General features: G+C 60.1%; 16 protein-coding genes and 9 pseudogenes. 13 read left to right on the top strand and 12 right to left on the bottom strand.

Annotated elements, in window-relative coordinates:
• Positions 1-24 precede the first annotated feature (24 nt).
• The 3 genes and pseudogenes from tnpB to J2R78_RS43400 all read right to left on the bottom strand — a co-directional run.
• The gene (gene tnpB / locus J2R78_RS43390) at positions 25-378 is read right to left on the bottom strand and encodes an IS66 family insertion sequence element accessory protein TnpB (protein ID WP_253610445.1); all 354 of its coding nucleotides are present in this window, start codon (positions 376-378) and stop codon (positions 25-27) included.
• Positions 372-800, bottom strand: coding sequence for a transposase (locus J2R78_RS43395; RefSeq protein WP_253610548.1), 429 nt, complete (start codon positions 798-800; stop codon positions 372-374). The genes tnpB and J2R78_RS43395 overlap by 7 nt, the downstream gene beginning before the upstream one ends.
• Before the next feature lie 459 nt (positions 801-1,259).
• A pseudogene (locus J2R78_RS43400) lies at positions 1,260-1,401 on the bottom strand (IS256 family transposase); the annotation flags it as partial.
• Between the two features lie 938 nt (positions 1,402-2,339).
• Here J2R78_RS43400 and J2R78_RS45565 point away from each other — a divergent pair.
• A pseudogene (locus J2R78_RS45565) lies at positions 2,340-2,597 on the top strand (transposase); the annotation flags it as partial.
• On the opposite strand, the gene J2R78_RS43410 reads toward J2R78_RS45565, so the two are convergent.
• Positions 2,554-3,975, bottom strand: a complete 1,422-nt coding sequence (locus J2R78_RS43410; RefSeq protein WP_253610547.1) for an IS4 family transposase — start codon at positions 3,973-3,975, stop codon at positions 2,554-2,556. The pseudogene J2R78_RS45565 and the gene J2R78_RS43410 overlap by 44 nt on opposite strands.
• A gap of 1,538 nt (positions 3,976-5,513) precedes the next feature.
• On the opposite strand from J2R78_RS43410, the gene J2R78_RS43415 reads away from it, so the two are divergent.
• The 6 genes from J2R78_RS43415 (at position 5,514) to J2R78_RS43440 (ending at position 13,536) form a co-directional block, all read left to right on the top strand.
• Positions 5,514-6,131, top strand: coding sequence for an NYN domain-containing protein (locus J2R78_RS43415; protein ID WP_253610546.1), 618 nt, complete (start codon positions 5,514-5,516; stop codon positions 6,129-6,131).
• Positions 6,132-7,155: 1,024 nt separating this feature from the next.
• Positions 7,156-9,108 carry a hypothetical protein gene (locus tag J2R78_RS43420; RefSeq protein WP_253610545.1) on the top strand — a complete coding sequence of 651 codons (1,953 nt, stop codon included), beginning with the start codon at positions 7,156-7,158 and terminating at the stop codon, positions 9,106-9,108.
• On the top strand, positions 9,053-10,108 hold the full coding sequence (locus J2R78_RS43425) for an autotransporter outer membrane beta-barrel domain-containing protein (RefSeq protein WP_253636059.1): 1,056 nt from the start codon (positions 9,053-9,055) through the stop codon (positions 10,106-10,108). The genes J2R78_RS43420 and J2R78_RS43425 overlap by 56 nt, the downstream gene beginning before the upstream one ends.
• A 217-nt stretch (positions 10,109-10,325) precedes the next feature.
• Complete coding sequence (locus tag J2R78_RS43430; RefSeq protein ID WP_253610543.1) at positions 10,326-12,146, top strand: NAD(P)/FAD-dependent oxidoreductase; 1,821 nt, start codon at positions 10,326-10,328, stop codon at positions 12,144-12,146.
• A gap of 100 nt (positions 12,147-12,246) precedes the next feature.
• Entirely contained in the window at positions 12,247-12,411 is a 165-nt protein-coding gene (locus J2R78_RS45570; RefSeq protein ID WP_253610542.1) for a hypothetical protein, read from the top strand.
• Positions 12,412-12,489: 78 nt separating this feature from the next.
• On the top strand, positions 12,490-13,536 hold the full coding sequence (locus J2R78_RS43440) for a cytochrome P450 (protein WP_375167200.1): 1,047 nt from the start codon (positions 12,490-12,492) through the stop codon (positions 13,534-13,536).
• A gap of 37 nt (positions 13,537-13,573) precedes the next feature.
• Here J2R78_RS43440 and J2R78_RS43445 read toward each other — a convergent pair whose 3' ends face one another.
• Entirely contained in the window at positions 13,574-13,720 is a 147-nt protein-coding gene (locus J2R78_RS43445; RefSeq protein WP_253610538.1) for a hypothetical protein, read from the bottom strand.
• Positions 13,721-13,822: 102 nt separating this feature from the next.
• Here J2R78_RS43445 and J2R78_RS43450 point away from each other — a divergent pair.
• Positions 13,823-14,358: pseudogene (locus J2R78_RS43450) on the top strand (acyl-CoA dehydrogenase family protein); the annotation flags it as partial.
• Between the two features lie 536 nt (positions 14,359-14,894).
• Positions 14,895-15,788 (top strand): AraC family transcriptional regulator, encoded by an 894-nt coding sequence (locus tag J2R78_RS43455; RefSeq protein ID WP_253610536.1) that lies wholly within the window; start codon positions 14,895-14,897, stop codon positions 15,786-15,788.
• On the opposite strand, the pseudogene J2R78_RS43460 reads toward J2R78_RS43455, so the two are convergent.
• Together J2R78_RS43460 and J2R78_RS43465 are read right to left on the bottom strand one after the other, a co-directional pair.
• Positions 15,785-16,012, bottom strand: a pseudogene (locus J2R78_RS43460) (IS3 family transposase); the annotation flags it as partial. The gene J2R78_RS43455 and the pseudogene J2R78_RS43460 sit on opposite strands and share 4 nt — an antisense overlap.
• Positions 16,013-16,158: 146 nt before the next feature.
• Positions 16,159-17,432: pseudogene (locus tag J2R78_RS43465) on the bottom strand (IS256 family transposase).
• Positions 17,433-17,529: 97 nt separating this feature from the next.
• On the opposite strand from J2R78_RS43465, the pseudogene J2R78_RS43470 reads away from it, so the two are divergent.
• From J2R78_RS43470 to J2R78_RS43480, 3 genes and pseudogenes are all read left to right on the top strand, one after another.
• A pseudogene (locus J2R78_RS43470) lies at positions 17,530-17,829 on the top strand (IS110 family transposase); the annotation flags it as partial.
• A 122-nt stretch (positions 17,830-17,951) separates the two neighbouring features.
• Positions 17,952-18,530 (top strand): transposase DNA-binding-containing protein, encoded by a 579-nt coding sequence (locus J2R78_RS43475; protein WP_253610535.1) that lies wholly within the window; start codon positions 17,952-17,954, stop codon positions 18,528-18,530.
• A 389-nt stretch (positions 18,531-18,919) separates the two neighbouring features.
• Positions 18,920-19,402 (top strand): annotated as a pseudogene (locus tag J2R78_RS43480) (transposase); the annotation flags it as partial.
• A gap of 599 nt (positions 19,403-20,001) precedes the next feature.
• On the opposite strand, the pseudogene J2R78_RS43485 reads toward J2R78_RS43480, so the two are convergent.
• A pseudogene (locus J2R78_RS43485) lies at positions 20,002-20,228 on the bottom strand (integrase core domain-containing protein); the annotation flags it as partial.
• Between the two features lie 258 nt (positions 20,229-20,486).
• On the opposite strand from J2R78_RS43485, the gene J2R78_RS43490 reads away from it, so the two are divergent.
• Positions 20,487-20,726 carry a transposase gene (locus J2R78_RS43490; protein ID WP_253610534.1) on the top strand — a complete coding sequence of 80 codons (240 nt, stop codon included), beginning with the start codon at positions 20,487-20,489 and terminating at the stop codon, positions 20,724-20,726.
• Positions 20,727-21,070: 344 nt separating this feature from the next.
• On the opposite strand, the gene sdhC is transcribed toward J2R78_RS43490, so the two are convergent.
• The 4 genes and pseudogenes from sdhC to J2R78_RS43510 all read right to left on the bottom strand — a co-directional run bounded on the left by sdhC (position 21,071) and on the right by J2R78_RS43510 (position 25,687).
• Positions 21,071-21,460 carry a succinate dehydrogenase, cytochrome b556 subunit gene (gene sdhC, locus J2R78_RS43495; protein ID WP_253610533.1) on the bottom strand — a complete coding sequence of 130 codons (390 nt, stop codon included), beginning with the start codon at positions 21,458-21,460 and terminating at the stop codon, positions 21,071-21,073.
• Between the two features lie 112 nt (positions 21,461-21,572).
• Positions 21,573-23,429 carry a DUF4396 domain-containing protein gene (locus J2R78_RS43500; protein WP_253610532.1) on the bottom strand — a complete coding sequence of 619 codons (1,857 nt, stop codon included), beginning with the start codon at positions 23,427-23,429 and terminating at the stop codon, positions 21,573-21,575.
• A gap of 435 nt (positions 23,430-23,864) precedes the next feature.
• Positions 23,865-24,152 carry a transposase gene (locus J2R78_RS44885; protein WP_309145063.1) on the bottom strand — a complete coding sequence of 96 codons (288 nt, stop codon included), beginning with the start codon at positions 24,150-24,152 and terminating at the stop codon, positions 23,865-23,867.
• 417 nt (positions 24,153-24,569) lie between these two features.
• Positions 24,570-25,687, bottom strand: a pseudogene (locus J2R78_RS43510) (IS110 family transposase).
• Between the last annotated feature and the right edge of the window lie 16 nt (positions 25,688-25,703).

Here is a 25,703-nt window from a genome sequence, read left to right on the forward strand (position 1 = left end):
CCGATGCAGCGAAGAGTTTATGTCCTACGCAAGCGCTTTCGGCTGCAGGATCCGAGGCGCGTGCATCCGCGTCCAATCCATGCCGGCCAGAAGCGCGGACAGCTGGGCGGCATTCATCCGCATCACGCCGGTCACGATGGGAGGCCATTTGAAGCCGCTGCCATCGAGCCGCTTCCAATACATCACAAGGCCGCTGCCATCCCAGACGACAATCTTCACTCGATCGGCGCGCTTCGCACGGAACACCACCGCCACGCCCTTCATCGGGTCATGGCCCAGCGTCTCCTTCGCCAACAGCGCCAAGCCCTCCGCACCTTTTCTGAAGTCCACAGGTTGCGTCGCCACGTAAATCATCAGGCTCGCGGGCGGCGTCAGCATGAACGTGTCCGTCGAAGCGCCAAGAACACATCACTCAACACAGCAAGGCCAGGCGTCCCTCGCACCTCCACTCGTGCCCCCTGCAGTTCAACCGTCAGAACGGCTGCTTCCGGTTCCGGCGACCCGGTGGGCTCTGCGGCCGCCGGTAGCGCCAATTCCGACACCACCGGCACGAACGACAGCGTGTCCGCCGAAGCCGGCAGCACCAACTGGCCCAAACGCGCCCGGCGCCGCCAGTCATGCACCTGCTGGGGCCGGCACCTATGGCGACGGGCGACGTCTGTGACAACCGCCCCCGGCTCGAGGCTTTCTGCGGCAATCTGTGCCTTCAAATCATCCGGCCAGCGCTTTCGACCTGCGCCTGCGTACACTTCGATACGCGGTGACAACGGTCGTCTTATGTCGTCAGAATGGTCGTCCATTGTGAGCCCCCTTCCAGAAGATGACTCTTCTAGCGGTGCTCTCAAGACTCCGCACAAACAATCCAAAGGGCCTCGACGCCACGCTTACGAACGATCACCGCTGCTTTGGAGATTAACTGTCGGAGGGCACCGCCCTCAGGTCGGTATCCGTCCGGTGGACACTTCGCCGGATGCGTACTCAGGTCGGCGAAGAACTCGAGAAAAGTTTGAGCTTTCGATGAAGGGTTTCAGCACCGCACTGGCGTCTTGCCACACTCGCCGCTCGACCCGCGGTGGCGCGCTGGGCCACTAGGTCGTGCGGAACTCGATGTTCATTCCTGCAGGAGGTGAGCTTCAGAGACGCGAGTCCAACAGCAGACCCATGGCCGGCTCTTCAAACCCAAACACCGAAACGACTGCAAAGGGGGGATGTCCCGCTCGCTGTTGAACTACGTCGGGCCGACGTTGCCGGAATGAATGTTACGCGGCGAACGTGACGTGGGCAACGGGCTTGATCGTCAGTCATGCGATCGTGGTGAGCTTGAAGGGCCGCCCGCAGAATCGACAATTGCTTATGCGCCTTCAATCGTCGGAAGCCTTTGTTGGCCTCGATCATGCCGGCACCTCTATCTTACCGCCGTGGAAACCGATCCGACCTCGCGTTCGGCCCCAACGATGCGCCCGCCTTCGTCGACAAGATGAGTGGCCTCCACATCAAGGTCCAGGAGTGCGTCGAAGCGTGGCAAGGACGGGATCGGTACAGAGAACACAGGAGAATGTGAATCCGCTTCGCTCTTCTTCTGGCGTCAGTGTCGATATCCCCCAGGCACATTGAAGGAGGGACCACGTTGGTTAAATCGTGAGAATTTGATCTAAACTTGAGTGAATTGAACAACGAGTTATCAGCTACGACAAGTGGGTACAGGACGAACGCACAAACTTCCGCTCCGATCTCAAAGCGTCCCTCCCAGTCTTGCTTTGAATGCGTCACACGGCGATGAACGCAGGGAATACATGGAAGCTCTATTGTTGAGTTGCATCGATTGTGACAACAGTGTCTTGGTGAGGGGAACGAATCTGGGCCCCGACACTTGGAGAAAGTTCTACTGTCGGACATGCCGATCCGTCGGCGCACGCGGCCGGAATATCATGATAGAGCGGGTCGACATCCTACGACAGCGATCGCTATCAGCCACGCAAAACGACATGGCCGTGCGGATCCGACCATGACAACCGGTTTCACGAATGGATGATCGGCCGTCCAGTCAAACCCCAGCTTGGGGTCGGGGGACAATGTATCTTGGAACTGTTGCAACGATAGCGGACAACGATGAGAACGCGTGGTGAGCAGGCGACGATTTCACAAGCTGCAAACACCGCTTCCCTTGGGGTATATCATTGCCCTGGGTCACAGCCTCGGGCGTACAGAAGCTCCCGAACGGCGAAGGTGATCTCCCACTCCTCAGTGTCGCTGTGTAGTGATCTGAGGCCGGCAAACTGAACCATTTTTGGCTAACGTTTTCGCTGCCGAATCCCCTCAGCTGGGAGGAGCGAAAGACGATGAGGGCCTCGACGTTTTCGGACGCCCAGAAGGCGTTCATCCTGAAGCAGGGCAACGATGGGGTTCCTGTTGCGGAGATCTGCCGCAAGGTCGGGATCAGCCAGGCTGACCTACTTCAGTTGGAAGAAGAAGTGTGACGGACTGCTGCCGAGCTGCCGACAGAGATGCTGCGGTTGAAGCAACTCGAGGGTAAGCGGCAAGGAGACCTTTCAATTACCCATAATTGTTGCCTCGATCGCAGCTCCAAGTTCGATGTCGGTCAGCCGCGATAGTCCGCGCCAGATCACGGTATTTCCTGGAGGCGGATCGTTGGCTCGGGCCAAATATCCTCCGAGCCGCGCGATCTTGACGACATAGTGCGAGAGCGTGCTTCGTCGAGAGCAATCCGTCTTTCACAAAATGATCAAGAAGCCTGATTTCGGGATCCGTCAGCGCCGTTTGCGGTACGGCATTCGGTGAGGAGCGATTGAGCATCGTCATCCAGAAGACGCGCCAACTCACAATGCAGAAGACCGCGACCAGATTGACCAGACGCTCAGCAGTTCGCAATTTTGAGTCCTCTGCTTTGCAGCCAGATTTGAGGATCTTATGGAAGACTTCGATCTTCCACCTCAACGCGTACCATTCGATCTTCTTGATGGCATCCTTGCGCGATCGGACCGGGAGATCGGTGAGGAGCTTCCACTCGATTTTCTTTCGCCGCTTCGGCCTTCCCCGCTCTTGAGCATGGATCACGGTCAGAGTGAGTGCGGGATATTTCGTCTGTTTGCCGATCGGCGGCAGGACGCATATCTTGCGGTACCTGATCTCAAGAACGGCGTCGTCGGGATCGCCTTTGTCGTCCTTGACCTTGATCCGATGCAGACCCTTGATCGTAACCTCGTCCATTTCGTCGGCAATTGTATGATTGCCGTCCCCGGCAAGCCGATCAACACAGGTTCGCACCAAAAAATGCGTTCCAACCTCCTCGGCCAGGCAAAACAGCTCATAGATGTCGCTCTCGCGATCACCAATATGAACGCGTCGTTCAGGGGCAGCGAGAAGGTCGGTCGATTGCCGTAAATTCTCGAGCCAGCGGATGCTCTCCTTCTGCTCGATCGGCACTCGTGTCGGATTGATCTTTCGCTTCAGCGCCGTCGTCCCCTTGAACTTCTTGCGGGTCCAGAACTTGATTGCCGACAGTCCGAGCGGAAGCCCCTCGGTCGTTACGGCGAGACTCGAATGCATCAGGATGCCGCACTGTGTGCGTCCTGCCGTCTTGCCCGTAAAGCCGATCAGGTCCGGCTTCTCGCGCTTGAAGCTGAAGTCCGTCGTGTCATGGAGGACGAGGATCGGTCCCTCCGTCGCCGCTACGCGCCCGCGCGTCGCCTCGAAATGACCGCAAAGAATATCCGCCTCGTTGACCCGTTCGTTGGAGAGGAAGCGATAGGCGGCCTTCGTGTTGGCCCAATCCTGACAAACCAACGGGATGCTTTGACCCATGTCGCTCCCGATTTGTGCGAGCAATTTGCAGAACCGGCGACCAAGCCGCTCATCCTTAAACTCGCATCCCGCAACTTCCTGATCAACCCACGTCTCGATACCAGTCGTCAATCGCTGAGCACGCGCCCCCGTGCGTCCCTTCACCAAGCCCATCGAGCACCCCGCGCTTCCGAATCAGGTGCTCAACAAGGAATCACAACAGATTCTACCGATTCAAGGTTTCGCCCGCCGCGCCTCGCTCAAATCCAACGTCAAATGTGGGTAATCGAAAGCTCAGCTTGCCGCTTACACTCGAGGAGGAACCCGCTTGCGTGATATCGAAGCGATCGTTCCGGTCGTCGGCAAGGCTTGCCAAGATCTTGAGTTCGCAGCTGTCTGCTCGCAGACACTTTCGTGGTTCAACCTAGATTAATAGATGCAACTCGTTCCACGAGCATGCACCTCGCCATGTTGCGTCAATCTTAGGCTTAGGTAATATCCGGTCAGATTGCTGTAGGCGATTTCAGGCAACGGCTAGTCCGAACATCCACCGGCAACGATCCCCAGATTGCGAATGTCCGCCCTAACCGACTCCAGGAATTTGCTGACCCGGGACTTCAGGCAAGCGCATTTTCTGAACAGTGCACGTGCAGAATTGGGCACCTGGCGACGAGGCGGGATGACTCGTTGGCACTGCTGCTCGTCGGCGATGTTCCAGGCAACTTCCTGCGTTCCTTGGGACGCCTCGGTCACTTTTTTCTGGTTCTCACCAGCTGTTTTTGCCCTCCTATTACCGCTGAACCTGCGCGCCAACTTCCTGAATGGCAAGCACAGAGTAGCGAGTCTCCTCGCCGCCTTTCCATAGGCTGATATCGGCACTGGGCGTCTCCCGTCGTGCTATCTCACCGTGCTGGCGATGGCCTATATTCTGGCCGCAATTCCGTGCCTGCACTTCAAGCCGCCCGTGTCTCTGAGCGTGATGGTGGTGAGGCGACAATTGCCGATGCGGCGTCTCCCGCCATATGTCGCCGCTCGGGCATCTTCGGTGTCGTTCTGATCATTGCGCTGGGCTCGACGGCCATCCGCACTACAATTCGGTTCGCGTGCTCTCGATCGGAGCTGTGCTGACAGGCCGTGGCGTTGATTCCACTGACGAACACGTCGCTCAATTCCGTCCCTTCAGTTTATCCGGTGTTCCTGATGGCAGACAGCGAGTTTGAGCGACTTGCTCAGACCGCTGGTTAGCAGCGCTGTCGTGCGATTGCGGAGGCATCGTGCGACCTGAGAAGGAGGACCAACGATCCTGACGGTTGCACTGGCGCAACAGCAGGCCGCGCTTCAGGGCCTTGATGTCCCTTGGACAAGAAATGTTCGAATTCGAAATATGCGGACCGATGATTCAAGTATATTATAGCACTTTCATTGAAATTCACTAATGCACGCCTTGCACGGCATTTGCTTCTTGCAGGCGCGGACATGTAAGAGCACGACATGTCAGCAAATTTCACCAAGTGAGTTTATGCAGGAGGGTTGTTGAAATTACTTTGACTCAAGTTTTCGGTCGCCATGGCAGTGTGGCGGTTTCCTTGAACTAAGGCACGTTCGCGGCTCCCGCAGGACAGGTCAATCTTCTGATCCCGTAAACACCGATTATTGGCGCGCGGTCCGCCCTCGCTCCGCTAAAATCGCGAGAAACCCGTGAGACCACTTTGATGCCGTCATCTGTTTCCAACAAGATCGCGCTCTTCATCGACGGAGCCAATCTTTTCGCTACTGCGAAGACGCTCGGCTTCGACATCGATTACAAACGTCTTCTCAAGGAATTCCAAGGTCGCGGCATTTTGCTCCGCGCCTTCTATTACACGGCGATCATCGAGGATCAGGAGTATTCGTCGATCCGCCCGTTGATCGACTGGCTCGACTACAACGGCTATACGGTCGTCACGAAGGCGACCAAGGAGTTCATCGACGCCAGCGGCCGTCGCAAGGTGAAGGGCAACATGGACATCGAGCTCGCGGTCGATGCCATGGAACTTGCCGAGCACATTGATCAGATGATTCTATTCTCCGGCGACGGCGACTTCCGCTCACTGGTCGAGGCGGTGCAGAGCCGAGGCGTCCGCGTCACCGTGATCTCCACCATCGCCAGCCAGCCGCCGATGATCGCCGACGAACTGCGCCGTCAGGCCGACGTCTTCACCGACCTCGTCGAGCTGCAATCCAAACTTGGCCGCGATCCGTCCGAACGTCCGGCCCCGCGCGAACCCCGCGAACCGCGTCACCACTCCCCGCAATTCCTGCAGCGCGCGACCACTACGATGGCCCCATAGGCATCCGGTAACCATCTCGGCGAGTAGTCTCGCGGTCCTTAATCAGCTGCTCGCTCTGCCCACGGCTCGTCACCCTTCGCATGACGGCCCGCGCGTGCGAGCCGGGCTGGTTCAATTCGTGGATTCGCTTGGATTGCCGGATCAGCGACTGTGAGCTGTGCGCCGCCGCAGATGCCGCGGAGATCAACACCTGTCCGCAGTTTCTGCTCAGATCGCACTTAGTTGCAGCTTCTCCGACTGCGCCCATTTATCGACGGTCTTGGAGCTGGCTCTGGAAGCGACACCCTCAACCTACAGGCGGCGACGCAGATAACACGTTGAATGGCAGAGCTTGGATGAAGCGCCGTTCTACTGAGGCCGGCATCGCCGATCTGTGCGCCCGACGGAGGGGGCCGGGACGCGCCGCCAGAACCGCGTGGTCCGAAATGGTGACCGATTTCAAACAAGACTGACCGATTATCAAGGCATCCTGAATGAGGGTGTGCTCGACGTTACAGCAGTCGCATCTCCACGACAGCGGTCACATGAGGATGCTGCCTCCACGAGCCTCCGCAGCAGCCTGCGGCTATCGGGCGTCGCTGGAGCCAGGTACAGATGGTGACGGCGCACAGTACCTCCCGCGCCAGTAACTCGAATGAAATTGGTAGAGGCGCGGATGCGTAAAGTGACATGTAACGACGGGAAAATGCGGGAGTGGCTCGTTCGGGCCGCGACAGGAATGGTCGGCGGCGCCTTACTGTCCGCAATCAGCGGGCCGGCACTGGCAAATAACGAATGCGGCACACCGTCGGGAAGTTCAATCACTTGCCGTGGGACAAGCTATTCATCGGGCATTTGGTATGGCGTGGCTTGGCAGTTTCCAATTTATTATCCGTCTGGCGCAACGCCGCCAGCGCCGACGCCGTCCTGGAGGGTACGTCCACAGTTCCCGAATGGATTCACGCTCGTTCTCGACAACCCCCAAATGGTGGTGGGACCTGACGCTCCGAGGGATTTTCATTATAAAATGCCTGAGATATTTCTCATGGATTCTACGCCGGCCCCTTTAGTGGTCGATGTCAGGAACGTGCAGTCGATCGGCGGTACCGGGCCTGGCGTCGGGCGTGGGATTCATGTGGCCAACGACGGCACGGGCGCGGCAACGATCTATTTCCGAAACGGCACGCTCATCTCGAACAACCCCTACCAACCGGAGCTGGGATTGTGGGCCACGAATGATGCAGGTCTCCAACTCAACCCAGCGAATCATAGCGATACGTCAATTTATATTCTGGGTGGAACAATCACAAGCTTGAGTCATGGCGCATTGTCCGAGAATTGGGGGCGGGGCGGGGATGCTATTATCGACATGTCCGCTGGAACGGTGGCCACGCAGAACGCCGGGGCCAACGGCCTTTACGCTCTTATCCTGGATTCCCAATCGACAGGCGCGGCGCGGGTGACGCTGTCGGGAGGCAGCGTGACGTCCAGGGGCGGCAGCGGCCTTGTTGCTCAGACGCCCGGCCTCGGCGCGGCGCTGGTGACGATCTCGGGCGGGACCGTCAGCGCGCAGGGAAGCAACGGCCACGGCGCCTTCGCCACCATCACCAATGCGGCGAACGCGAAGGACGCCACCATCACCCTGACGGTCGGCTCCGTGACGGCCACGGGCACGGGCGGCAACGGCCTCAACGCCACCACCGCCGGCACCGGCAATGCCGTGGTCACGGCAGGCGCCGGGACAACGATCGTCTCGCAACGGGGTGTCGGCATCAACGCCGTCTCGAACCGCGGCAACGTCGTCGTCACATCCAACGGCACCGTCACCGGTGCCACCGGCATTCGCGGCAGCGCCCCCGCCGGCACCGTGACCATCACCACCGCCGGCGCCACCACGGGCACCGCCGGCAGCGCCATTCAGGTCGACGGCGCGTTACGGGCGACCGTCAACAATTCCGGCAACGCGACGACCTCGAGCCTGACCGCCGCCGTGGTCGATGTGCGCGCCACCAACGGGACAATCATCAACAACCAGGCGGGCGGGCAGATCAGCGGTGCCAGCGACCTGGCCATCCTCAGCCATTCCGGCACCACCGTCATCAACAATAACGGCACCATCATCGGCTACGTCACGCTGCTGGGCAGCAACAACGTCTTCAACAACAACTCGCCCAATTCCTTCGACACGCGCGACTATGTCAACGGCGTGCAGCATGTCGCCGTCTCGCAGATCAATGGCGACTTCAACAACAACGCCAATGGCGTCCTGCGGCTGCTCTATGTCGACCGGCCGCAGAGCGTCGACAATACCGGGGCCTACCAGCCGGCCGGCAGCCTGCTGCCGACGCCCACCAACGGCGTTGCCCAGGGGCAGCTGCTGGGCGTCAGGACGTTCGACAACCGCGGGATCATCACGCTCCAGGGGGCCGACACCGGGGCGGGGCGCCCGATCGCCGGCGACGCGCTCGTGATTACCGGCGGCACACGTCCCGGTACTGACGGCGGCGGCGTCTTCATCTCCGACGGCGGCGGTCTGAGACTCGACACCGTCCTGAACGCCGGTGGCCCTCAGAGCCTGAGCGACGTGCTCGTTGTGGACTCGACGCGCCTTGGCTCCGGCGGCGCGACCCGGATCAGCGTCGCCAACGCCGGCGGCGCGGGCGCGCCGACGCTAGGCAACGGCATCATGCTCGTCGATGTCCTGAACAAAAACGCGTCCGCGCCCGACGTCTTTGTGCTCAACGGGCAGTACACGACCAAGGACGGCCGGCCGGCCGTGGTCGCCGGGGCCTATGGCTACACGCTTTTCCACGGTGGCGTCGGCGGCAGTGCGGCGGATGGCAACTGGTACCTGCGCTCGCAACTCGTTCCGCCCAATCCAGTCCCGCCCCCCCCAGCCAGTCCCGCCTCCCACGCCGCCGACAGTGCCTCCCGCGCCGACAGTGCCTCCAGCAGCGGCGTACCAGCCCCTCTACCAGCCGACAGTGCCGGTGGCTGAGGCCTATCCGCAGGTGCTGCTCGGCCTGATTGGCCTGCCAACGCTGCAGCAGCGGGTGGGCAATCGTTACTGGTGCGACGACCGGGAAAGAAGAGACGCGGCCGACGCCTCCGATCGGACGGCCCGTCCGTTCGGTTGCGAGAAGGATCCCACCATCGAGGGGGGTGGCTTCTGGCTCCGCACGGAGGGACGCCATGATCATGTCCAGCCAGCCCTCTCGACGGCGAGCGTGAACCGCGACGTGGACCAATGGCAGGTTCAGGCAGGCGTCGATGGGCTTCTTTATGAATCCACCTTTGGCGATCGCCTGATCCTCGGCGTGACTGGCCAGTACGGCAATGCCAGCGCCAGGCTGGTCTCGCCGCACGCCGACGGCTCCATCAATGCCGATGCCTATGGCATCGGTCCGACCCTGACCTGGTATGGCCGCCATGGCTTCTATGTCGATGCCCAGGGACGGGCGACCTGGTTCAACAGCAATCTGTGGTCCGATCAGGCCGGCCTCATCGCCCACAACAACACCGGCTTCGGTTACGCGTTCTCGCTCGAGATGGGCCAAGACCTGCACATCGCCAGGAGCTGGACGGTCACGCCGCAGGCGCAGCTGATCTATTCCTCCGTGACATTCGATGGCTTTACCGACCGGTTCGGGGCGAGGGTCTCGCCCGACAAGGGCGACAGCCTCCGTGCCCGGTTCGGCATCTCGGCCGGCTGGGAGAAGGCGTGGAAGGACGCGCATGGCAACGCCGAACGCCTCAAGCTCTATGGCATCGCCAATCTCTATGCCGAGTTCCTGGGGGGGACCCGGGTGAGCGTGGCCGAGACGTGGTTTGTCAGCCGCAACGCCTCCTCGACCGGGGAGCTCGGGTTGGGCGGGACCTATGATTGGGGGGACAACAAATACTCCCTCTATGGCGAGGTCGCCGCCTCCACGAGCCTCGGCAACTTCGGCAGCAGCTACGGCAATCGCGGCATTGCTGGGGCCAGGTACAGATGGTGACTGCACACAGGATCGCCCGCGCGAGTCGGACGCGTCCGCTCCGTCAGTGCGCGCGTCAACTCCACCGCTCACCTCGATGGTGGTGACGCTGTCGTGGGATGCCGCCCTTGGGCTTTGTCACCGGCCAGACCATTCCGGTCAACGGCGGCCACTCTTTCGCACTGTGATCGCTGTGACCAACCTCATCCGCTGATTTGCTAGATAAGGACGCCTTTGGATGACGATGACCGACCAACTCAAAGACTTCAAGCCCGCTGCAATCGACAAGGAGCGGCTGCGCCTGAAGTATCAGGAGGAGCGCAACAAGCGGCTGCGTCCTGACGGCAACGACCAGTATCTCCAGATCAGGGACCAGCTCGCGCATTATCTCGACGATCCCTACACGCCGGTCGTTGAGCGCGCGCCGAAGACTGATCACGTCACCTTCGCCTTCATCGGCGGCGGCTTTGCCGGGCTCGCCACCGCGGCGCGGCTGACCGAGGCCGGCGTCAAGGATGTCCGCATTGTCGAGAAGGGCGGCGATTTCGGCGGCACATGGTACTGGAACCGATATCCCGGCGCGCAATGCGACACCGCGTCGATGGTCTACATGCCGCTGCTCGAAGAGACCGGCCACATGCCGACGGAGAAATACGCGCATGCGCCCGAAATCCTGGCGCATTGCCAGCGGATCGGCCGGCAGTTCAATCTCTACGACAATGCGCTGTTCCACACCGAGGTGACGAGCCTCGATTGGGACGCCGCGCAATCGCGCTGGATCATCCGCACCACGCGAGGCGACGCCTTCACCGCGCAATATGTCGGCATCGGCACCGGTCCGCTGCACGTGCCGAAGCTGCCCGGCATTCCCGGCATCGAGCGCTTCAAGGGCCACTCGTTCCACACCAGCCGTTGGGATTACGACTACACCGGCGGCGATCCCAGGGGCGCCTTGATGAATAAGCTTGCCGACAAGCGCGTCGGTATCATCGGCACCGGCGCGACGTCGGTGCAGTGCATCCCGCATCTCGCGCGCGCCTGCAAGGAGCTCTACGTGTTCCAGCGCACGCCGTCGTCGGTCGACGTGCGCGGCAACGGCCCGATCGATCCCGACTGGTTTGCCGAGATCGCGACGCCGGGCTGGCAACAGCGCTGGCTGGAGAATTTCACCGCCAACCAGGCCGGTGGATCGGCCGAGGAGGATCTGGTGCAGGACGGCTGGACCGACCTGTCGAAGCGGATTCGCGCCAAGGTCATGCTGCTGCCGCGCGAGCAGCGGACCCTGGAAAACATGCGGGCCGCCTTCGAGGATTCCGACTTCGAGAAGATGGAGGAAATCCGCAACCGGGTCGACGCCATCGTAGCCGATCCCGAGACGGCGAAAAACCTCAAGGCCTGGTACGGCCAGCTCTGCAAGCGGCCATGCTTCCACGACGCCTATCTCCAGGCCTTCAACACGCCGGGCACGCATCTGGTCGATACCGACGGCAAGGGCGTCCAGGAGATTACTGAGAACGGGATCGTCGTTGCGGGCAAGGAATACACGCTCGACTGCATCATCTATGCGTCGGGATTCGAGGTCGGTACCGAATACAAGCGGCGCGCGGGCTTCGATCTGACCGGCCGCGATGGCGTCAAGCTGTCGGAGCATTGGGCCGAGGGCATGCGCACCAAGCACGGCATCCACGTGCACGGTTTCCCCAACGTGTTCTTCGTGCAGCCGACCCAGGGCGCCAATCTGATCTCCAACGTGCCGCACAATCTGACCGAAGCGGCGCGGACCATCGCCCTGATGGTCGGCCACGCGCAGGACAACGGCTTCAAGGAAATCGAGGTCAGCAGGGAAGCCGAGGATCGCTGGGTCGAGCTGCTGCTGACCGGCGTCGGCCGGATGATCGGCGGGCCCGATTGTACGCCCGGCTACTACAACAACGAGGGCCGCGAGCCGGGCCCGGCCGCGAGGCTCAATGTCGGCCATCCCGCCGGTGCGCTGGCCTACTTCGAATATATCGACGGCTGGCGCAGCAATGGCCAGTTCGAAGGCGTGCAGTTCCGCTGAGTGAAACGCGAACAGGACGTGATGTCCGCCAAGTGAGGGGGAGCTGAGTATGACAGAGACGACCGCAGGTGAAAACGTGACAGTAAATCCCGAAGACCGCATGGATAGGACAGCGAATGGCGATCTCGACATTCCCGCCGACATCGCGGCCACCCTCGTCGATCCCGTCGCCTATGCGGACGACCGCATCCACGACAGCTATCGCTGGCTGCGCGCCAACAACCCGCTCGGCATCGCGCGGCCGGACCAGTTCGATCCGTTCTGAGTGGTGACCAAGCATGCTCACATCCAGGCGATCAGCCGGCAGAACGAGTTGTTCCACAACGCCGACCGCTCGACCACGCTGACGAACCAGGCGCTCGACGAGCGGGTGCGCAAGATCACCGGCGGCCCCAATCTTGTGCGCTCGCTGGTGCAGATGGACGCGCCAGACCACCCGAAATATCGCGCGCTGACGCAAGGCTGGTTCATGCCGGCCAACCTCGGCAAGTTCGAAGGCCGCATTCGCGAGATCGCGCGCGCCACGGTGCAGCGCATGCTCGCGAGGGGCGGCGCCTGCGACTTCGTCGAGGACGTCGCGCTCGGCTATCCGCTGCACGTCATCATGGAGATCCTCGGCGTGCCCGAGGCGGACGAGCCGCGCATGCTCAAGCTGACGCAGGAGCTGTTCGGCCCGCAGGATCCCGACACCGCGCGCGTCCGCGACGCGCTGAGCGCAGAGCAGGTCTCGGCGATGCTGCAGGCGATCATCGCCGACTTCTCCGCCTACTTCCGCAAGATCACCGAGGATCGCCGCCAGCACCCGCGCGACGATCTCGCCACCGTCATCGCCAACGCGAAGATCGGCGGCGAGTACATGCCGGAGCACGATCAGACCAGCTATTACATGATCGTCGCGACGGCGGGCCACGACACCACCTCATCCTCGACCGCCGGCGCGATCTGGGCGCTGGCCAGGGACCCCGCGGAATTCGCCAAGGTGAAGGCCAACCCGGAGTTGATCCCGGGCCTGGTCGACGAGTCGATCCGCTGGATGACGCCGGTCAAGCATTTCATGCGCTCGGCCACCGCGGATACCGAGCTCGGCGGCCGCAAGATCGCCAAGGGCGATTGGCTGATGCTGTGCTACGCCTCCGGCAATCGCGACGAGGAGGTGTTCGAGGACCCCGATCGCTTCCGCAGCGATCGCAAACCCAATCGCCATGTCGCGTTCGGCTATGGCGCGCATCTCTGCCTCGGCCAGTACCTCGCCAAGCTCGAGATGCGCATCCTGTTCGAGGAACTGCTGCCGCACCTGAAGTCGCTGTCGCTCGACGGCGAGGTGAAGATGACGCAGGCCTATTTTGTCAACGGCCCGAAGAAGCTGCCGATCCGGTTCGAGGTGAATTGAGTACTTGTCATTCTGGGACGATACGAAGCATCGAACCTCAGGCGCGCAATTGCGCCAGCGTGCGCGAGCGCCGATCTTCGCGAAAATCGTGTATCGTCGCGCGATGCGATCGTAGAGATAACGCCTCTTGCGCGCGCAACATTCGAAATTCCATTTCATTGACGATGGTGATATCGCGCCGCATTCTATTTTGCCGAGCTGCGCAAGCGGATCCTCAGCCTGCTCGAGCTGGAGGCGACATACGGCTGCAAGGGAGGTCTCTCACCCAAGTGCGCCTGAGCACGTTGTGCGCGCCTTGCGGCTTGCCGAGGTGTTTGCCGCGCGTGCTCCGTCTCACGACCGCGATGCCAGCTTTCCGTTTAAGATTTTTGCCGACCTTTCGCGTGAAGGCCTGCTGGCCCTCACCGTGCCGGCGGCGCTCGGCGGGGTGGGGGCGGGCGCCCGCGATACCGCGCGCGTGCTTGGCATCATCGGCCGAGCCGATCCCTCGACGGCGCTCGTGCTGTCGATGCATTACATCCAGCATCTGGTGATGGTGCGGAGCACGCGTTGGCCTGCACGTCTCTCGCGCAAGCTCGCCAAGGAGACGGTCGAGGGCGTGGCGCTGATCAACGCGTTGCGCGTCGAGCCCGAACTCGGCTCGCCGTCGCGCGGCAGTCTGCCGGCAACGATCGCGCGTCGCACTGAGACCGGCTGGCGGGTACGAAGATTTATTCGACCGGAGTGCCGATCCTGAAATGGTATGTGGTGTGGGCCAGGGCAGATGAGGCGGAGACGCGGGTCGCACTGTTCGTGGTTCCGGCCGGCTTGCCGGGAACGCGGACTCGCCTTCCAGTTGGCGACGCCGAATGCGATTAGGCCAAGCGCGCCGAGCTCGCGGATTTCGTGCGACGACTGGTTGCGGCCCGTGCCTGGTCGCTCGCTCCTTCTCAGACGCGATCGTCAAGGGAGCGGGTTTGTAGAGCGAGATCGTGATCAAGAAATGACTCTGGTGAGCCGCCCGATTTCGGCGCCTAGGACCTACAGCCGGCGGCACTTCAGACCAGACGCGAAATTCCCTCGCTCCGATGCGCACTACCACATGCCAGCCGTCGGCGGCGCGGCGGCCCCACCGTTCCCGGTCGAAAGCGTCCCTCAAAGCCATGGCCGTGGAACCGCAGATGCGGCGGCGCTGGGAGGAATTTGATCTAGGGCAACGTGCCTCCCGGCCGGCCGCGCTACCTTGATCCCCGGAAAGTCACAATCAGTTTCCTGACAGCGATTTTGCTCACGGCAACTTAGCTATGAAGACGGTGTCCAGAGTGACTACCATAAACCGGTACTACTATGGGCCCCGGTAACGAAGAGCGATGCGACCAATGAATACGTCTTACCGGACAGACCAAACGGTGCTTAACGTCGGCTCGGAACTATCTATTTTGAGGACAAGCGAAACCTTGGGGTGGCCGAACATCAACGCTAGTTTCGCGAGAGGGCTGCCACATGGTTACGAAATAGCCCATCGGGCCACACCCGATGTTTGGATCGCCATGTCGCACAGTTTGGTGGACGTGTCTTTGAGTTTGGGCCGGCAGAAGCAGCGGCTTGTCTGTCCGAGCCGACGGGTCCTGCTGCTCGCGCCGGAGACCCCCATTGGAGTGAGAAGACAGAATGAGATCTACGGACTTCATGTATTTCTGAAGGCCGAGATCTTGGCCGAGGTTGCAAGCGAAGTATTTGATCGCGACCCCAAGAGCTTTGAAGTCGTTTCGGCGTTCGGGTTTGAGGATCCGTCCATGAGTCTGCTGTTGGACTCACTGAATTACGCACTCTCTGAACCGAGGGAGCATTCGAGCCTAAAAATCGAGTATCTTTCACGCGCGCTGGCGATCGATGTGCTTTCGAAGCATGGAGCTACAAAGCTAACCACCGGCATACAAGCAAGCGAGCGCCTGACAACGAAGCAGGCTCGATTGGTGACCGAATACATCCATGATCACCTCTCTTCGGAAATACTGCTGAACGATCTTGCGAAGCTGGCCGGACTCAGTCGCACCGTCTTTATTAAGCGGTTCAAGGCATCATTTCAGCTCACGCCGCATCGATATTTGATGGAAACACGCATTCGTCGCAGCCAGGAGTTGTTGGCGACGACCAACTTGTCATTGACGCACATCGCAATGATCTGCGGCTTCGCCGATCAATCACATTTTAGTATGGCTTTCAAACGTGCGGTTGGCTGGTCCCCATCGGTATATCGAAGGAACGCCTAGGTGTTTAGTCCTGGCATTTGCTGGAGCGGATTGAGTTTGAATCGTTCTGGCTGGGAAGTCCAGCATTTGCAGATGTATTCGTAGGGTGTGAGGCCCTTCAGGGTCTTCAGCCGCCGAGCGTAATTGTAGGCGGTGATGAAGTCGGCAAGGTGAGCTTCGAGCTGATCGTGTCGATCCTAATGGTAGCGTTGGACGGTCGCTTCCTTGATCGTGCGGTTCATGCGTAAGGCCGTATGTCCGTGTCTGCCGATGAGGTGGCTCGCCCTACACTGCGCGTCCGAGGGTTGCTCGGGCGTACCGAGCCGATCCTCATTACAGGAGGACGAGCCGTGGCAGATTGAGCTATGGGGGATTTTGGGTGACGAGGTGATCAGGCGGCGTGGCTTGCCGGCATTTGGATGACCTCGATGCCGTCGTTGAATCTGACACCTGCGATGACCTTCGGCAACTGATTTGTGCCTCTGAGCCGTCGCCAGGTCTTTGATGCGGCGATCACCAGCTTGAACACCATCAGCCTGGCGGTGGTCGGCGACAACGAGCCCTTGGTGCGCACCGTCCGGTGCCGCACGGTGGCGAACACGCTTTCGATGGGATTGGTGGTGCGCAAGTGATCCCAATGCTCGGCAGGAAGGTCGTAGAAGGCCAGCAGCGCGTCGCGATCCTTGACCAGGCATTCGACCGCCCGGCCGTACTTGGCGCGGTAGTTCTCGGCGAAGACGTCGATCGCCGCTTCGGCGGACGCCCGGTTCGGCGCCCAGTAGACCTCGCGCAGATCCTTCTTCATTGTGGCCTGTACCGAGAGCGGGACCTTGTCCAGGACGTTCACGGTCTTGTGCACCCAGCATCGCTGGTGCCGCGTGCCGGGAAAGATCTCGTCGAGCGCCTTCCAGAAGCCGAGCGCGCCGTCGCCGACGGCAATTTCCGGGGCGATCTGCAACCCGCGCTGCTTGACGTCGATCAGGAGCTCGCGCCAGCTCTGCGCGCTCTCCCGCACGCCGACCTGAAAGCCGACCAGTTCCTTCTTGCCTTCCGGCGTCGCGCCGATCAGCACCAGCATGCATGGTCTTCCATGCGGGCCTGCAGGAAGACGCCATCGGCCCACACGTACACGTATCGCCGCGCCGACAGATCGCGCCTCTGCCAGCGTTCGTACTCGCCTTGCCACTCGGCCGTCAGCCGGGAAATCACCGCGGGCGACAGGTTCGGCGCGTCCTTGCCCAGCAAGGCCGTCAGCGCCTCCTGGAAATCGCCGGTCGAGATGCCGCGCAGGTACAGAACCGGCAACAGCGCATCCAGACTTCTGGTCCGCCGTGCCCACAGCGGCAGGATCGCCGAGCTGAACCGGATCCGCTCGCCATCGCCGGCCGCCCCGCGGTCGCGAATCTTCGCCCGCGCGACATCGACAGGGCCGATGCCGGTCTGGATCGTTCGCGCCGGGCCGTAACCATGCCGCACGACACGGGCGCGCCCGTCGGCAAGCTTCAAGTCCTTCACCGTGGCAAGAAATGTCTCGACTTCGGCCTCGACAGCCTGCGCCAGAAGCTGCCGCGCACCAGCGCGCAGGACATTGGTCAGTGGATCATCGATCTCGTCGGGTGTCGATCTCGTCGGGCTGACGAAGCGGGACAATGTTGCTAGTCTCATTCATGGCGTATCGCTCTCCTTGAGAGGTTCTGGCAGGCTCGACACCCGCCTCGATACGCCGCCTATCTCAGGTCATCACCCACTTTCCCGCATAGCTCTGGCAGATTATAGGGAAGCATTTGTCGGAATCGACGTCGCAAAGCTGAAAAACGCCATCGCGATCGCGGAAACAGGCCGGGAAGGAGAGGTTCGCTTCTTCGGTGAGGTCGACGCGTCGGCGATCGGCATGCGCCGGGTCGTTGAACGGATCGCCAGCCGGTTTGGTGGTGTGCATTTCTGTTACGAGGCCGGTCCGACTGGCTATGGCCTTTATCGCCTGATCCGGTCGCTCGGCCATGAATGCACTGTGGTTGCGCCGTCGCTTATCCCGAGGAAGCCGGGCGATCGCGTGAAGACGGTACGCATCCGACGGGGCTTACGATTACCTACATTTTTCGGGGTGCACTGAGCCGAAAAACTTGAGTCGCCAGAATCGCTTGTGATTCTTTGATGGGCACCTGATTCGAGAAGAGGTGCTCTATGGGACTGGCTTCACGCGCCCGGGATGAAAAGGCGCATCGGTTGACGTCTGACGCGGTGACCTGGTTTGACCGTGAAGCTGCGCTGTGCGAGTTTCAAGATGCCCGACTTGGCGAGAGATTTCGCATGCTGCTGAAGCAGATTGGTGGAGACATCGGACAGAGTATTCCGATGGTTTGCCAAGACTGGGCGAACACCAAGGCGGCCTATCGTTTCTTCTCCAATGAACGAGTAAGCGAGGCCGACATCCTGTCTGGTCATTTTAAATCGACGCGGGAACGTATCGCGGCCGCGAAAGGACCTGTTCTTGTCCTGCATGATACGACCGAATTCACCTACCAACGGGAGCGTCCGGATCTGATCGGGATGATTAAGCGCATCCCCAAAAGCAACTCCCGAAGACTGGACGGAAACCCCCCAAACGTACACGACGTGCGGAATATTGATGCATTCGAGCCTTGCGGTGACCCTCGAGGGGCTTCCACTGGGGCTCAGCGCCGTGAAGTTTTGGACCAGAAAGAAATTCAGAGGGGTCGCTGCGCTCAGGCGCGAGGTCAACCTGACACGGATCCCCATTGAAACCAAGGAGAGCATTCGGTGGCTGGAGAACCTCAAGCAATCCACGGAGCTGTTCGAGGAGCCATCCCAGTGCATCCATATCGGTGATCGTGAGGCCGATATTTATGAATTGTTCTGCGCCGCCCAAGAGGTTGGAACGCATTTCTTGGTAAGGACCTGTGTCAATCGCCTCGCAGGCGATGGCGATCATACCGTTGCAACGATAATGGACGAGGTCGTGGTCAAAGGTCTCCACCGGATCGAAGTCCAGGATAGCAAGGGCAATCCAGACCAGGCTGTTCTTGAAATCCGATATCGTAAAATCCGTATTCTGCCACCGATAGGCAAGCAGTCGCGGTATCCAGCTTTGACATTGACAGTGATCCACGCTGATGAAAGAGGAGCGCCAAAACCAGCGATGCTGGGTGCACAAGACCGTGAACGTCCTGGACAAGGTCCCGCTCTCGGTACAGGCCACAATGAAGAAGGATCTGCGCGAGGTCTACTGGGCGCCGAACCGGGCGTCCGCCGAAGCGGCGATCGACGTCTTCGCCGAGAACTACCGCGCCAAGTACGGCCGGGCGGTCGAATGCCTGGTCAAGGATCGCGACGCGCTGCTGGCCTTCTACGACCTTCCTGCCGAGCATTGGGATCACTTGCGCACCACCAATCCCATCGAAAGCGTGTTCGCCACCGTGCGGCACCGGACGGTGCGCACCAAGGGCTCGTTGTCGCCGACCACCGCCAGGCTGATGGTGTTCAAGCTGGTGATCGCCGCATCAAAGACCTGGCGACGGCTCAGAGGCACAAATCAGTTGCCGAAGGTCATCGCAGGTGTCAGATTCAACGACGGCATCGAGGTCATCCAAATGCCGGCAAGCCACGCCGCCTGATCACCTCGTCACCCAAAATCCCCCATAGCTCCCTGTTTGGAGTACTATTTGCGATCCCATTGCTCTGGATCAAGGGCTATCTGTTACGGACGCTGTTGGGCACGGTCTTGCCGTTACTGGTAGCGTGGTGGTCATGTGGCTCCTCTCGGATCCCGTACTCTTTCGTACAAACGCCCACACCCACCTTGCTTCGTTAGGTAGGTTTTGCGCGGCGCATCTGAGACTGCTCTGGTCTTTTGTCAGTTCTCGATTGCAGTCGCGAGATAAATAGCAGACAGCGCGTTTGGGCTGACTGCTCGACTTGTCAGGTGACCGGGAATTTTCAGCCTCTGATACGGCTATCCAGGCATCAAAGCCTGAAGGCTCAAGCTTCACCGCAAGTGAGTGGTAATCGCCTGTTCTCGCTTGCAGCTACTGTCTGCTCGCAGTTCTCGTGACGTGGTCTTCGTACCAGTTCAGCCCGAGCTGATCTGGGGAACCCCTTGATCCTGTGAAGCGCTGCTTGCTCCCCAGTTATCGACGGACTGTCCGTCGTCAGATGATTTGAGACTGATCAGGCGTTAGGCGAAGGGAGGCTCTGGCTCATCTGGGGTTAGAGTTTAAGCGGCCTGCAGTCGATGCTGCAAGCGACGGTTTGCAATGGTCTGGCGTTTGATGCGCCGACGCTCAGTCAGATCGTCTCGGCTCTGCCGAAGTAGACGTCGGCGGGCGTCAGATTGTCGATGCTCTCATGATAGCGGACGTGGTTGTAGTGTTCGATGAAGGCGCCGATCTGCCGTTCGAGATCGCCAGGCAGGTAGTCGTTGTCGAGCAGGATGCGTGTTTCGGCAATTTCCGGACAGCAATTTCGCTAATTCGCGGACAGCGATTTCAGTAATTCCGGGACAGGGATTCCGCTAAATCGCGGACAGTTGCGGGAGGTTGGTTTTCGGGAGCGCCGTACTCCTTTCCTGTATCGAACTTTCATCGACTATCCTTCGCCAGTTTCACTGGCGCACTACGCATCCGACGGGGGCCGTTTTGCGTGACGGGTGGCAATTCGCGAAGCGTGTGGCCTTAAGTCTAGCTTTAAGGTCATCAGGCGATGCGGGTCGAGGTTTTGGGCGGGCTAGAGCGGCGGCAGCGCTGGTCGCAGGACGACAAGGCGCGGATTATCGAGGAGACGTTGGTGCCGGGCGCGAAGGTGACTGAGGTTGCGCGCCGCAACGGAGTAGCGGCCAGCCTGGTGTTTACCTGGCGTCGACAAGCACGGACATCAGAGCAGGTTGTACCATCTTTTGCGCCGGTGCAGATCGTTGCTACGGGGGTGAAGGAAGCTCCGTAGCTTTTGCCTGCGAGTGACGGCCGGGTGCGCTCCGTAGCGTCCGCGCGTGTCCAACGCCATCTCGCCAGAGACTTCTTCACAGCCTGTTAAAGCGGCGCACCTATCGGAACGTCCTGCTCGCATGACCCGCGCGTGCGATAAGAATACACCATCACAGTCTAGGACTAATCATCTAGTGTCGAAGCCACCAGAACAGTGAGCTGAAAGCCAAGCAGAATACCGTTATGCTAAGAATCAATCGAGCTATTCCGCCAACGCTGTTATTGCCGATCAGCAGCCCATACTTCTCTCTTAAATCTGGCATCTTGATCAACTCCAGTGGCTGCCGCACGAGCCGTCTCTTGTTAGGCCAGCGTAGTCCAGGTCCACAGAACAACGGTCATTGTGAGCGAGAATGCAAAGGTCGCGATGGCCGACCGGCGCGACGTCCGATTCTCGAATCCAAATCCGAGATCCAGGATCAGGTGACGCAATCCCGACGCGAGATGTTGGCACACACACCACGTCAGGCTGAACAGCACGAACGTGCCAAACCAGCTGCCGGCAAAGGACTCGAATTGTCGGTAGCTATTCGGTCCCATCGCGACAGAAAGCAAATACCAAGTCAGAAGCGGCATGCCGCCGAAGTACATTACGATTGCCGTTAGACGATGGGTAATCGACGCCTTCATCGCCGTCGGCGGACGATAGATCGTCGTATACGGCGACAACGGCCGTTCAATCTTGGGATTCATTGATGCCCCTTGTACATCAAAATCGAGAATATCCAGTTATGCTGAGCCTAGGACGATGCTTTCCGTTGACGAGCGCACGAACGTCATTGGACATCGGGCGGTTCTAGGCGCTTCAGCGTACATCGAGAACCAGCATTAACCCTCCGCCCCCCTCCTGCTCCACGTTGTTGTTCGCCGTGTGGTGAGGAATATGGCAATGGACCAGCCATTTCCCTGGCTTTCGCGCGGTCCAGATCACGTCATACCGCTGTCCGGGTCCCACGTTGACGGTGTCAGTCTGATAGCGCACCCCCTGCGCAAGAGTGACGCCGTCAACGGCAACGACTTCGAAGGGCCCGCCATGGATGTGCATCGGATGAACGAAGTTATTATTGGTACCAATAAAGCGGATCTTGATGGACTGACCGACTTTCATCGGTACCCTGTCCGTGGCAGGATAGGCCTTACCGTTGATCGTGAAGTAGTTCGGCATGCCGCCTTCCATCAACATGGCCGGATAAGTCAACCGTTCCCGTTTGAGCCACTCCTGGAGCTGGATCGTGTAATCGAAGTCGGACTTCACCTCCTGGGTTGGGTCCTTGGGGGCGATGATGAGGGCACCGTATAGGCCCAGCGCCTGTTGCCGGTCTGGATGATCGTGGCTGTGATAGAAGTACGTCCCTGACTGTCCGACCGTGTATTCATAGGTATAGAAGCCACCGGGCGGGATCGGCGGCTGCGTGACCTTGGCCGGCCCATCCATTTCGTTGGGTACGATCAATCCGTGCCAGTGCACGGTGGTGCTCTCGGGGAGGGCATTGTGGAAATTGATCCGAACGTGGTCGCCTTCGGTCAGCTCGAGCCGCGGCCCGGGTACCTGGCGGTTGTAAGCGTAGGCATCCACGGCGACCTCCGGCAGGATGTTCCAGCGGATGATTGATGCTTCGATGTCGAATATCTTGATGCCGTTTTCGATCCGCGGCTGCAGCACCCGATCTCCGCGGGCATCTGCGGCGGCCCGGTAACTCACATCGCGGGGCATCACCGCGGCCATGTCCTTCATCGCCTCGGCCGGCAGATCGTAGGTGTTGAGCATACCGGGCGGCATGATGGAGGCCCCGACGTCGCGTGTGCTCAGGTGCAAGTTAACCCAAAAGCCGGGGAACACCATGCCGGTGAGCAGAAGGAACGACGTGACGAGACCGAGTGCGGTGATCTGTGCCCTCGTCGCCTCACTGTTCATCGGATGTCCGGCGCGGTGCCCGGGGTCGTCATGCTCGCTCTGACGCCCGTGCTCGGCATGCTTTTGTTGTTCATGAGAGTGTGGCGGCTCGGTCATCAAACCGTGCTTGATACCCTTCTTCACCATCCAGACATTGCACGGATAAGCCGTGGCGAAGCCGACCATCACGCCGAGCGACATTACGCCCCAGAAGACGAACTCAAATGGATCCATGGCGCGCATGTCGCGCCCCATCATCAAGAGGCTCATGGTTGGCGCCATGCCCGCCATCATGGCGTTCATGCTGATGAACTCGGGCATGAAGCTCTTCTTGACGTTGTCCCAGTAGGAGCCTCCCATCATCCGCTTCATGAAAAGTGACTGGAAGATCAGCAGGCCGAACGAGAAGCCTGCGACATACTCCACCAACAGGTCGATCCACATTGGGAGCCCAAGAGAAGCAGTGACAACCGCGGCAAGAATGATGCCTGTGGCGTCGCCAGCGACGCAATGAATCGTACTGCCGACGCCCTGCTTCCAGAGCGGAGAGGTGAACCTCTCATGTTCGCCCGGACGCGGCTCCTTGTCAGCGAGCACATATAGAAGTAGTCCGAATGGTCCCATGTACAGGGTGACAAGAATAAAGCCCCACTTCATTACCGTCGGCTCGGGGTTGCCAGTGAACTGATCGTAGGCGACATAGGTCGTCGACCCGAGAGCGAGTACAAACCATGCGATCAAATAGTAGTCGTAGGGCATGACGATCATGGCCGATCCTTCCTGACGTGGTCAACCGCGCGTCTAAGCTATATCGGCGGATTCCCCATCCGTCGCGATCTCGTCCCAACCCCCGTCATCGGACAGCAAGGCCCCGGCCGCTCTTCCGAGGAAGATCGTCGTTGGCGTGCCTAGCCACAGCGTCCGCACTCTTGGCCACGTGTCGGTGTTGAGTATCGGCATAAAGACGCGAGTCTATGGGACGTGTCCTCGTCGACGCATGATCATAGACATGGATGACGTCCACAACTTGTAACTCATCCAAGCAAGGCGCCGGTCCGGTCCGAACGGCGAGGCTGTACCGGGCACAAGCACGCAGAACAGGTAAAGGAGAGCGATCACTCGCCCCGCAAACTTCCGTTTCGATCTCGTCCACCAAGCCATCCCGCCGTCGCACCTACGATCCAACCCGAATAGCGCGTCGAACTACGATTTAGCAAAGTCGGATGCAAGCAGCGCCGTTGCCTCGGCACCTTGAAAAAAGACCTGCAGCTTTTGAAAACGATCGTTTTTTGCTACGACGGAAAGCTTCGGTCGATCAGGGACTGGCGGGGACGCCTCGCACGGCGGCAACATGCGTAGCGGTCGAAACCGCCGTAGCCAATCGTAGATCTGCCAGCGTGTCGCAGCGTGCTTGCGCGCCACCTCGGACACCTGCGCACCGGGTAACAGACTCTCGGCGACGATCCGAGCTCTCTCAGCTTCCGAACGCACGTGGCGCCTTCCAGCCGACTCACCGACCCCGCCGATGAGCCGTTTAAATGGACGTCCTTTTTGCTGTCCAATCCCATCCCAAACCTCCGTCCAAGCCGGAGGCTTCTTCGCACAGCTATCCAGATCCCGAAGCAAGGGTTGTCTGATGTCCTTTTGCAAGACCTAATCGCGCGTCAATTTACCCGCGCCGATTTCCCGGTCGGTTCTCATCACTGAAGTGCCTATCGGAGGAGACGTGGCCTGGGACGTAGGTGAACAAGCTCTGATGCGCGGATTGGGTACCGCAAGTCCATGTATTCGTCCGGGGCTGGTCCTCTCTTACAACGGGCGTCGGCATTGCCGGCCACAAAGCGTTGCCGGGAATTCCCCATTCAACGCCACGTCCCCACCGATAGACACGATAACGATAACCATAGGTCAGGTCGCCGCCAGCTGATCGTCTATTCTCGCGATGGCCCACATGAAGGCAGCAAGCTCGCGAGCGACCGCGGTCACCGCCACGGTGCTGCGCTTGCCGCGAGCAACGAGGGCACGGTAACGCTTGGTCAAACGTGCTTGGGCCTTCCATGCAATCTCTCGCACGACCTCAGGCATGTGCCGGCTTGCGAAGTACTTTCGTTTTCCCAACTTGGCCGGATAGCGGTAAGTCCATGCGGTCTCAGCCAAAACCCGGCGCACTCTGGCGTTTCCGGTCTTGGTGATGCCAACCCGGCGTACGGCATCACCGGTCGAGCGTTCCGAAGGTACAAGGCCGAGATAGGCCATTAACTGCCGCGGGTTCGTAAAGCGACGGACGTCACCGACCTCAACCATGAAGGTCGCTGCGCAAATGAGCCGGACCCCGCGCAAAGCCTGCAAACGTTCGACCACCGGTGTAAGTGGCCAATCGAGCATGCTGTCTTCGATCGCCTTTTCCAAACGCAATACTCTTTCCCGGCACTGCGACTCCGCGACGATCAACTCCTGCAGGACAGTTTGCTGGCCCGAATACGCTAAGCTGAGCCCGTGCATCCACTTAAAGTACTTCGTTCCCCAGGCTTTCAAGCCGGGAAAAATCTTGCCGTGTCGCAACAGAAAGGATCGGATCTCCTGTCGTTTGCGGTTCCGACCCTTCACCGCCGCCTCCCGCGCACGGATCAAGTCACGCATTGCCTCATGCGCTGCGTCCGGGGTCCAGATCTCCGTCAGTTCACCGGCGCGGAACAACCGGGCAAGCTTCTCGGCATCCCGGCGGTTTGTTTTGATCCGATCGCCAGGCTTGTGTGGAATCAGGGACGGGGCAATGACAGCACATTCATGGCCAAGCGCTTCGATCTCTCGCTCAGTCCATATCCCGTCGGCCCAGCCTCATAGCAAAATCTTAAACGTAAACCTGGCCGCGCGAGCTTGCGGACGAGCCGGCCTACCGACGCGTTGTCAGAGGATATTTCACCCAGATAGCGAACCTCACCGTCGCGCCCGTTCTCGGCAATCGCAACTGCATGCCGATCTTTGGCCGCATCCAAACCTACGAAATTCTCGCTATAATCTTTCACGGTTCGTCCTCCTGGC

Origin of the sequence: Bradyrhizobium sp. USDA 4538, from assembly GCF_024171045.1 — a bacterium.
In the GTDB taxonomy this organism is placed as follows: Bacteria; Pseudomonadota; Alphaproteobacteria; order Rhizobiales; family Xanthobacteraceae; genus Bradyrhizobium; species Bradyrhizobium australafricanum.

Coding starts and splice junctions, on each gene's coding strand:
- tnpB (WP_253610445.1), bottom strand. CDS start 378: ATGCTGACGCCGCCCGCGAGCCTGATGATTTACGTGGCGACGCAACCT.
- J2R78_RS43395 (WP_253610548.1), bottom strand. CDS start 800: ATGGACGACCATTCTGACGACATAAGACGACCGTTGTCACCGCGTATC.
- J2R78_RS43410 (WP_253610547.1), bottom strand. CDS start 3,975: ATGGGCTTGGTGAAGGGACGCACGGGGGCGCGTGCTCAGCGATTGACG.
- J2R78_RS43415 (WP_253610546.1), top strand. CDS start 5,514: ATGCCGTCATCTGTTTCCAACAAGATCGCGCTCTTCATCGACGGAGCC.
- J2R78_RS43420 (WP_253610545.1), top strand. CDS start 7,156: ATGGATTCTACGCCGGCCCCTTTAGTGGTCGATGTCAGGAACGTGCAG.
- J2R78_RS43430 (WP_253610543.1), top strand. CDS start 10,326: ATGACGATGACCGACCAACTCAAAGACTTCAAGCCCGCTGCAATCGAC.
- J2R78_RS45570 (WP_253610542.1), top strand. CDS start 12,247: ATGGATAGGACAGCGAATGGCGATCTCGACATTCCCGCCGACATCGCG.
- J2R78_RS43445 (WP_253610538.1), bottom strand. CDS start 13,720: ATGCGGCGCGATATCACCATCGTCAATGAAATGGAATTTCGAATGTTG.
- J2R78_RS43455 (WP_253610536.1), top strand. CDS start 14,895: ATGAATACGTCTTACCGGACAGACCAAACGGTGCTTAACGTCGGCTCG.
- J2R78_RS43475 (WP_253610535.1), top strand. CDS start 17,952: ATGGGACTGGCTTCACGCGCCCGGGATGAAAAGGCGCATCGGTTGACG.
- J2R78_RS43490 (WP_253610534.1), top strand. CDS start 20,487: ATGCGGGTCGAGGTTTTGGGCGGGCTAGAGCGGCGGCAGCGCTGGTCG.
- sdhC (WP_253610533.1), bottom strand. CDS start 21,460: ATGAATCCCAAGATTGAACGGCCGTTGTCGCCGTATACGACGATCTAT.
- J2R78_RS43500 (WP_253610532.1), bottom strand. CDS start 23,429: ATGATCGTCATGCCCTACGACTACTATTTGATCGCATGGTTTGTACTC.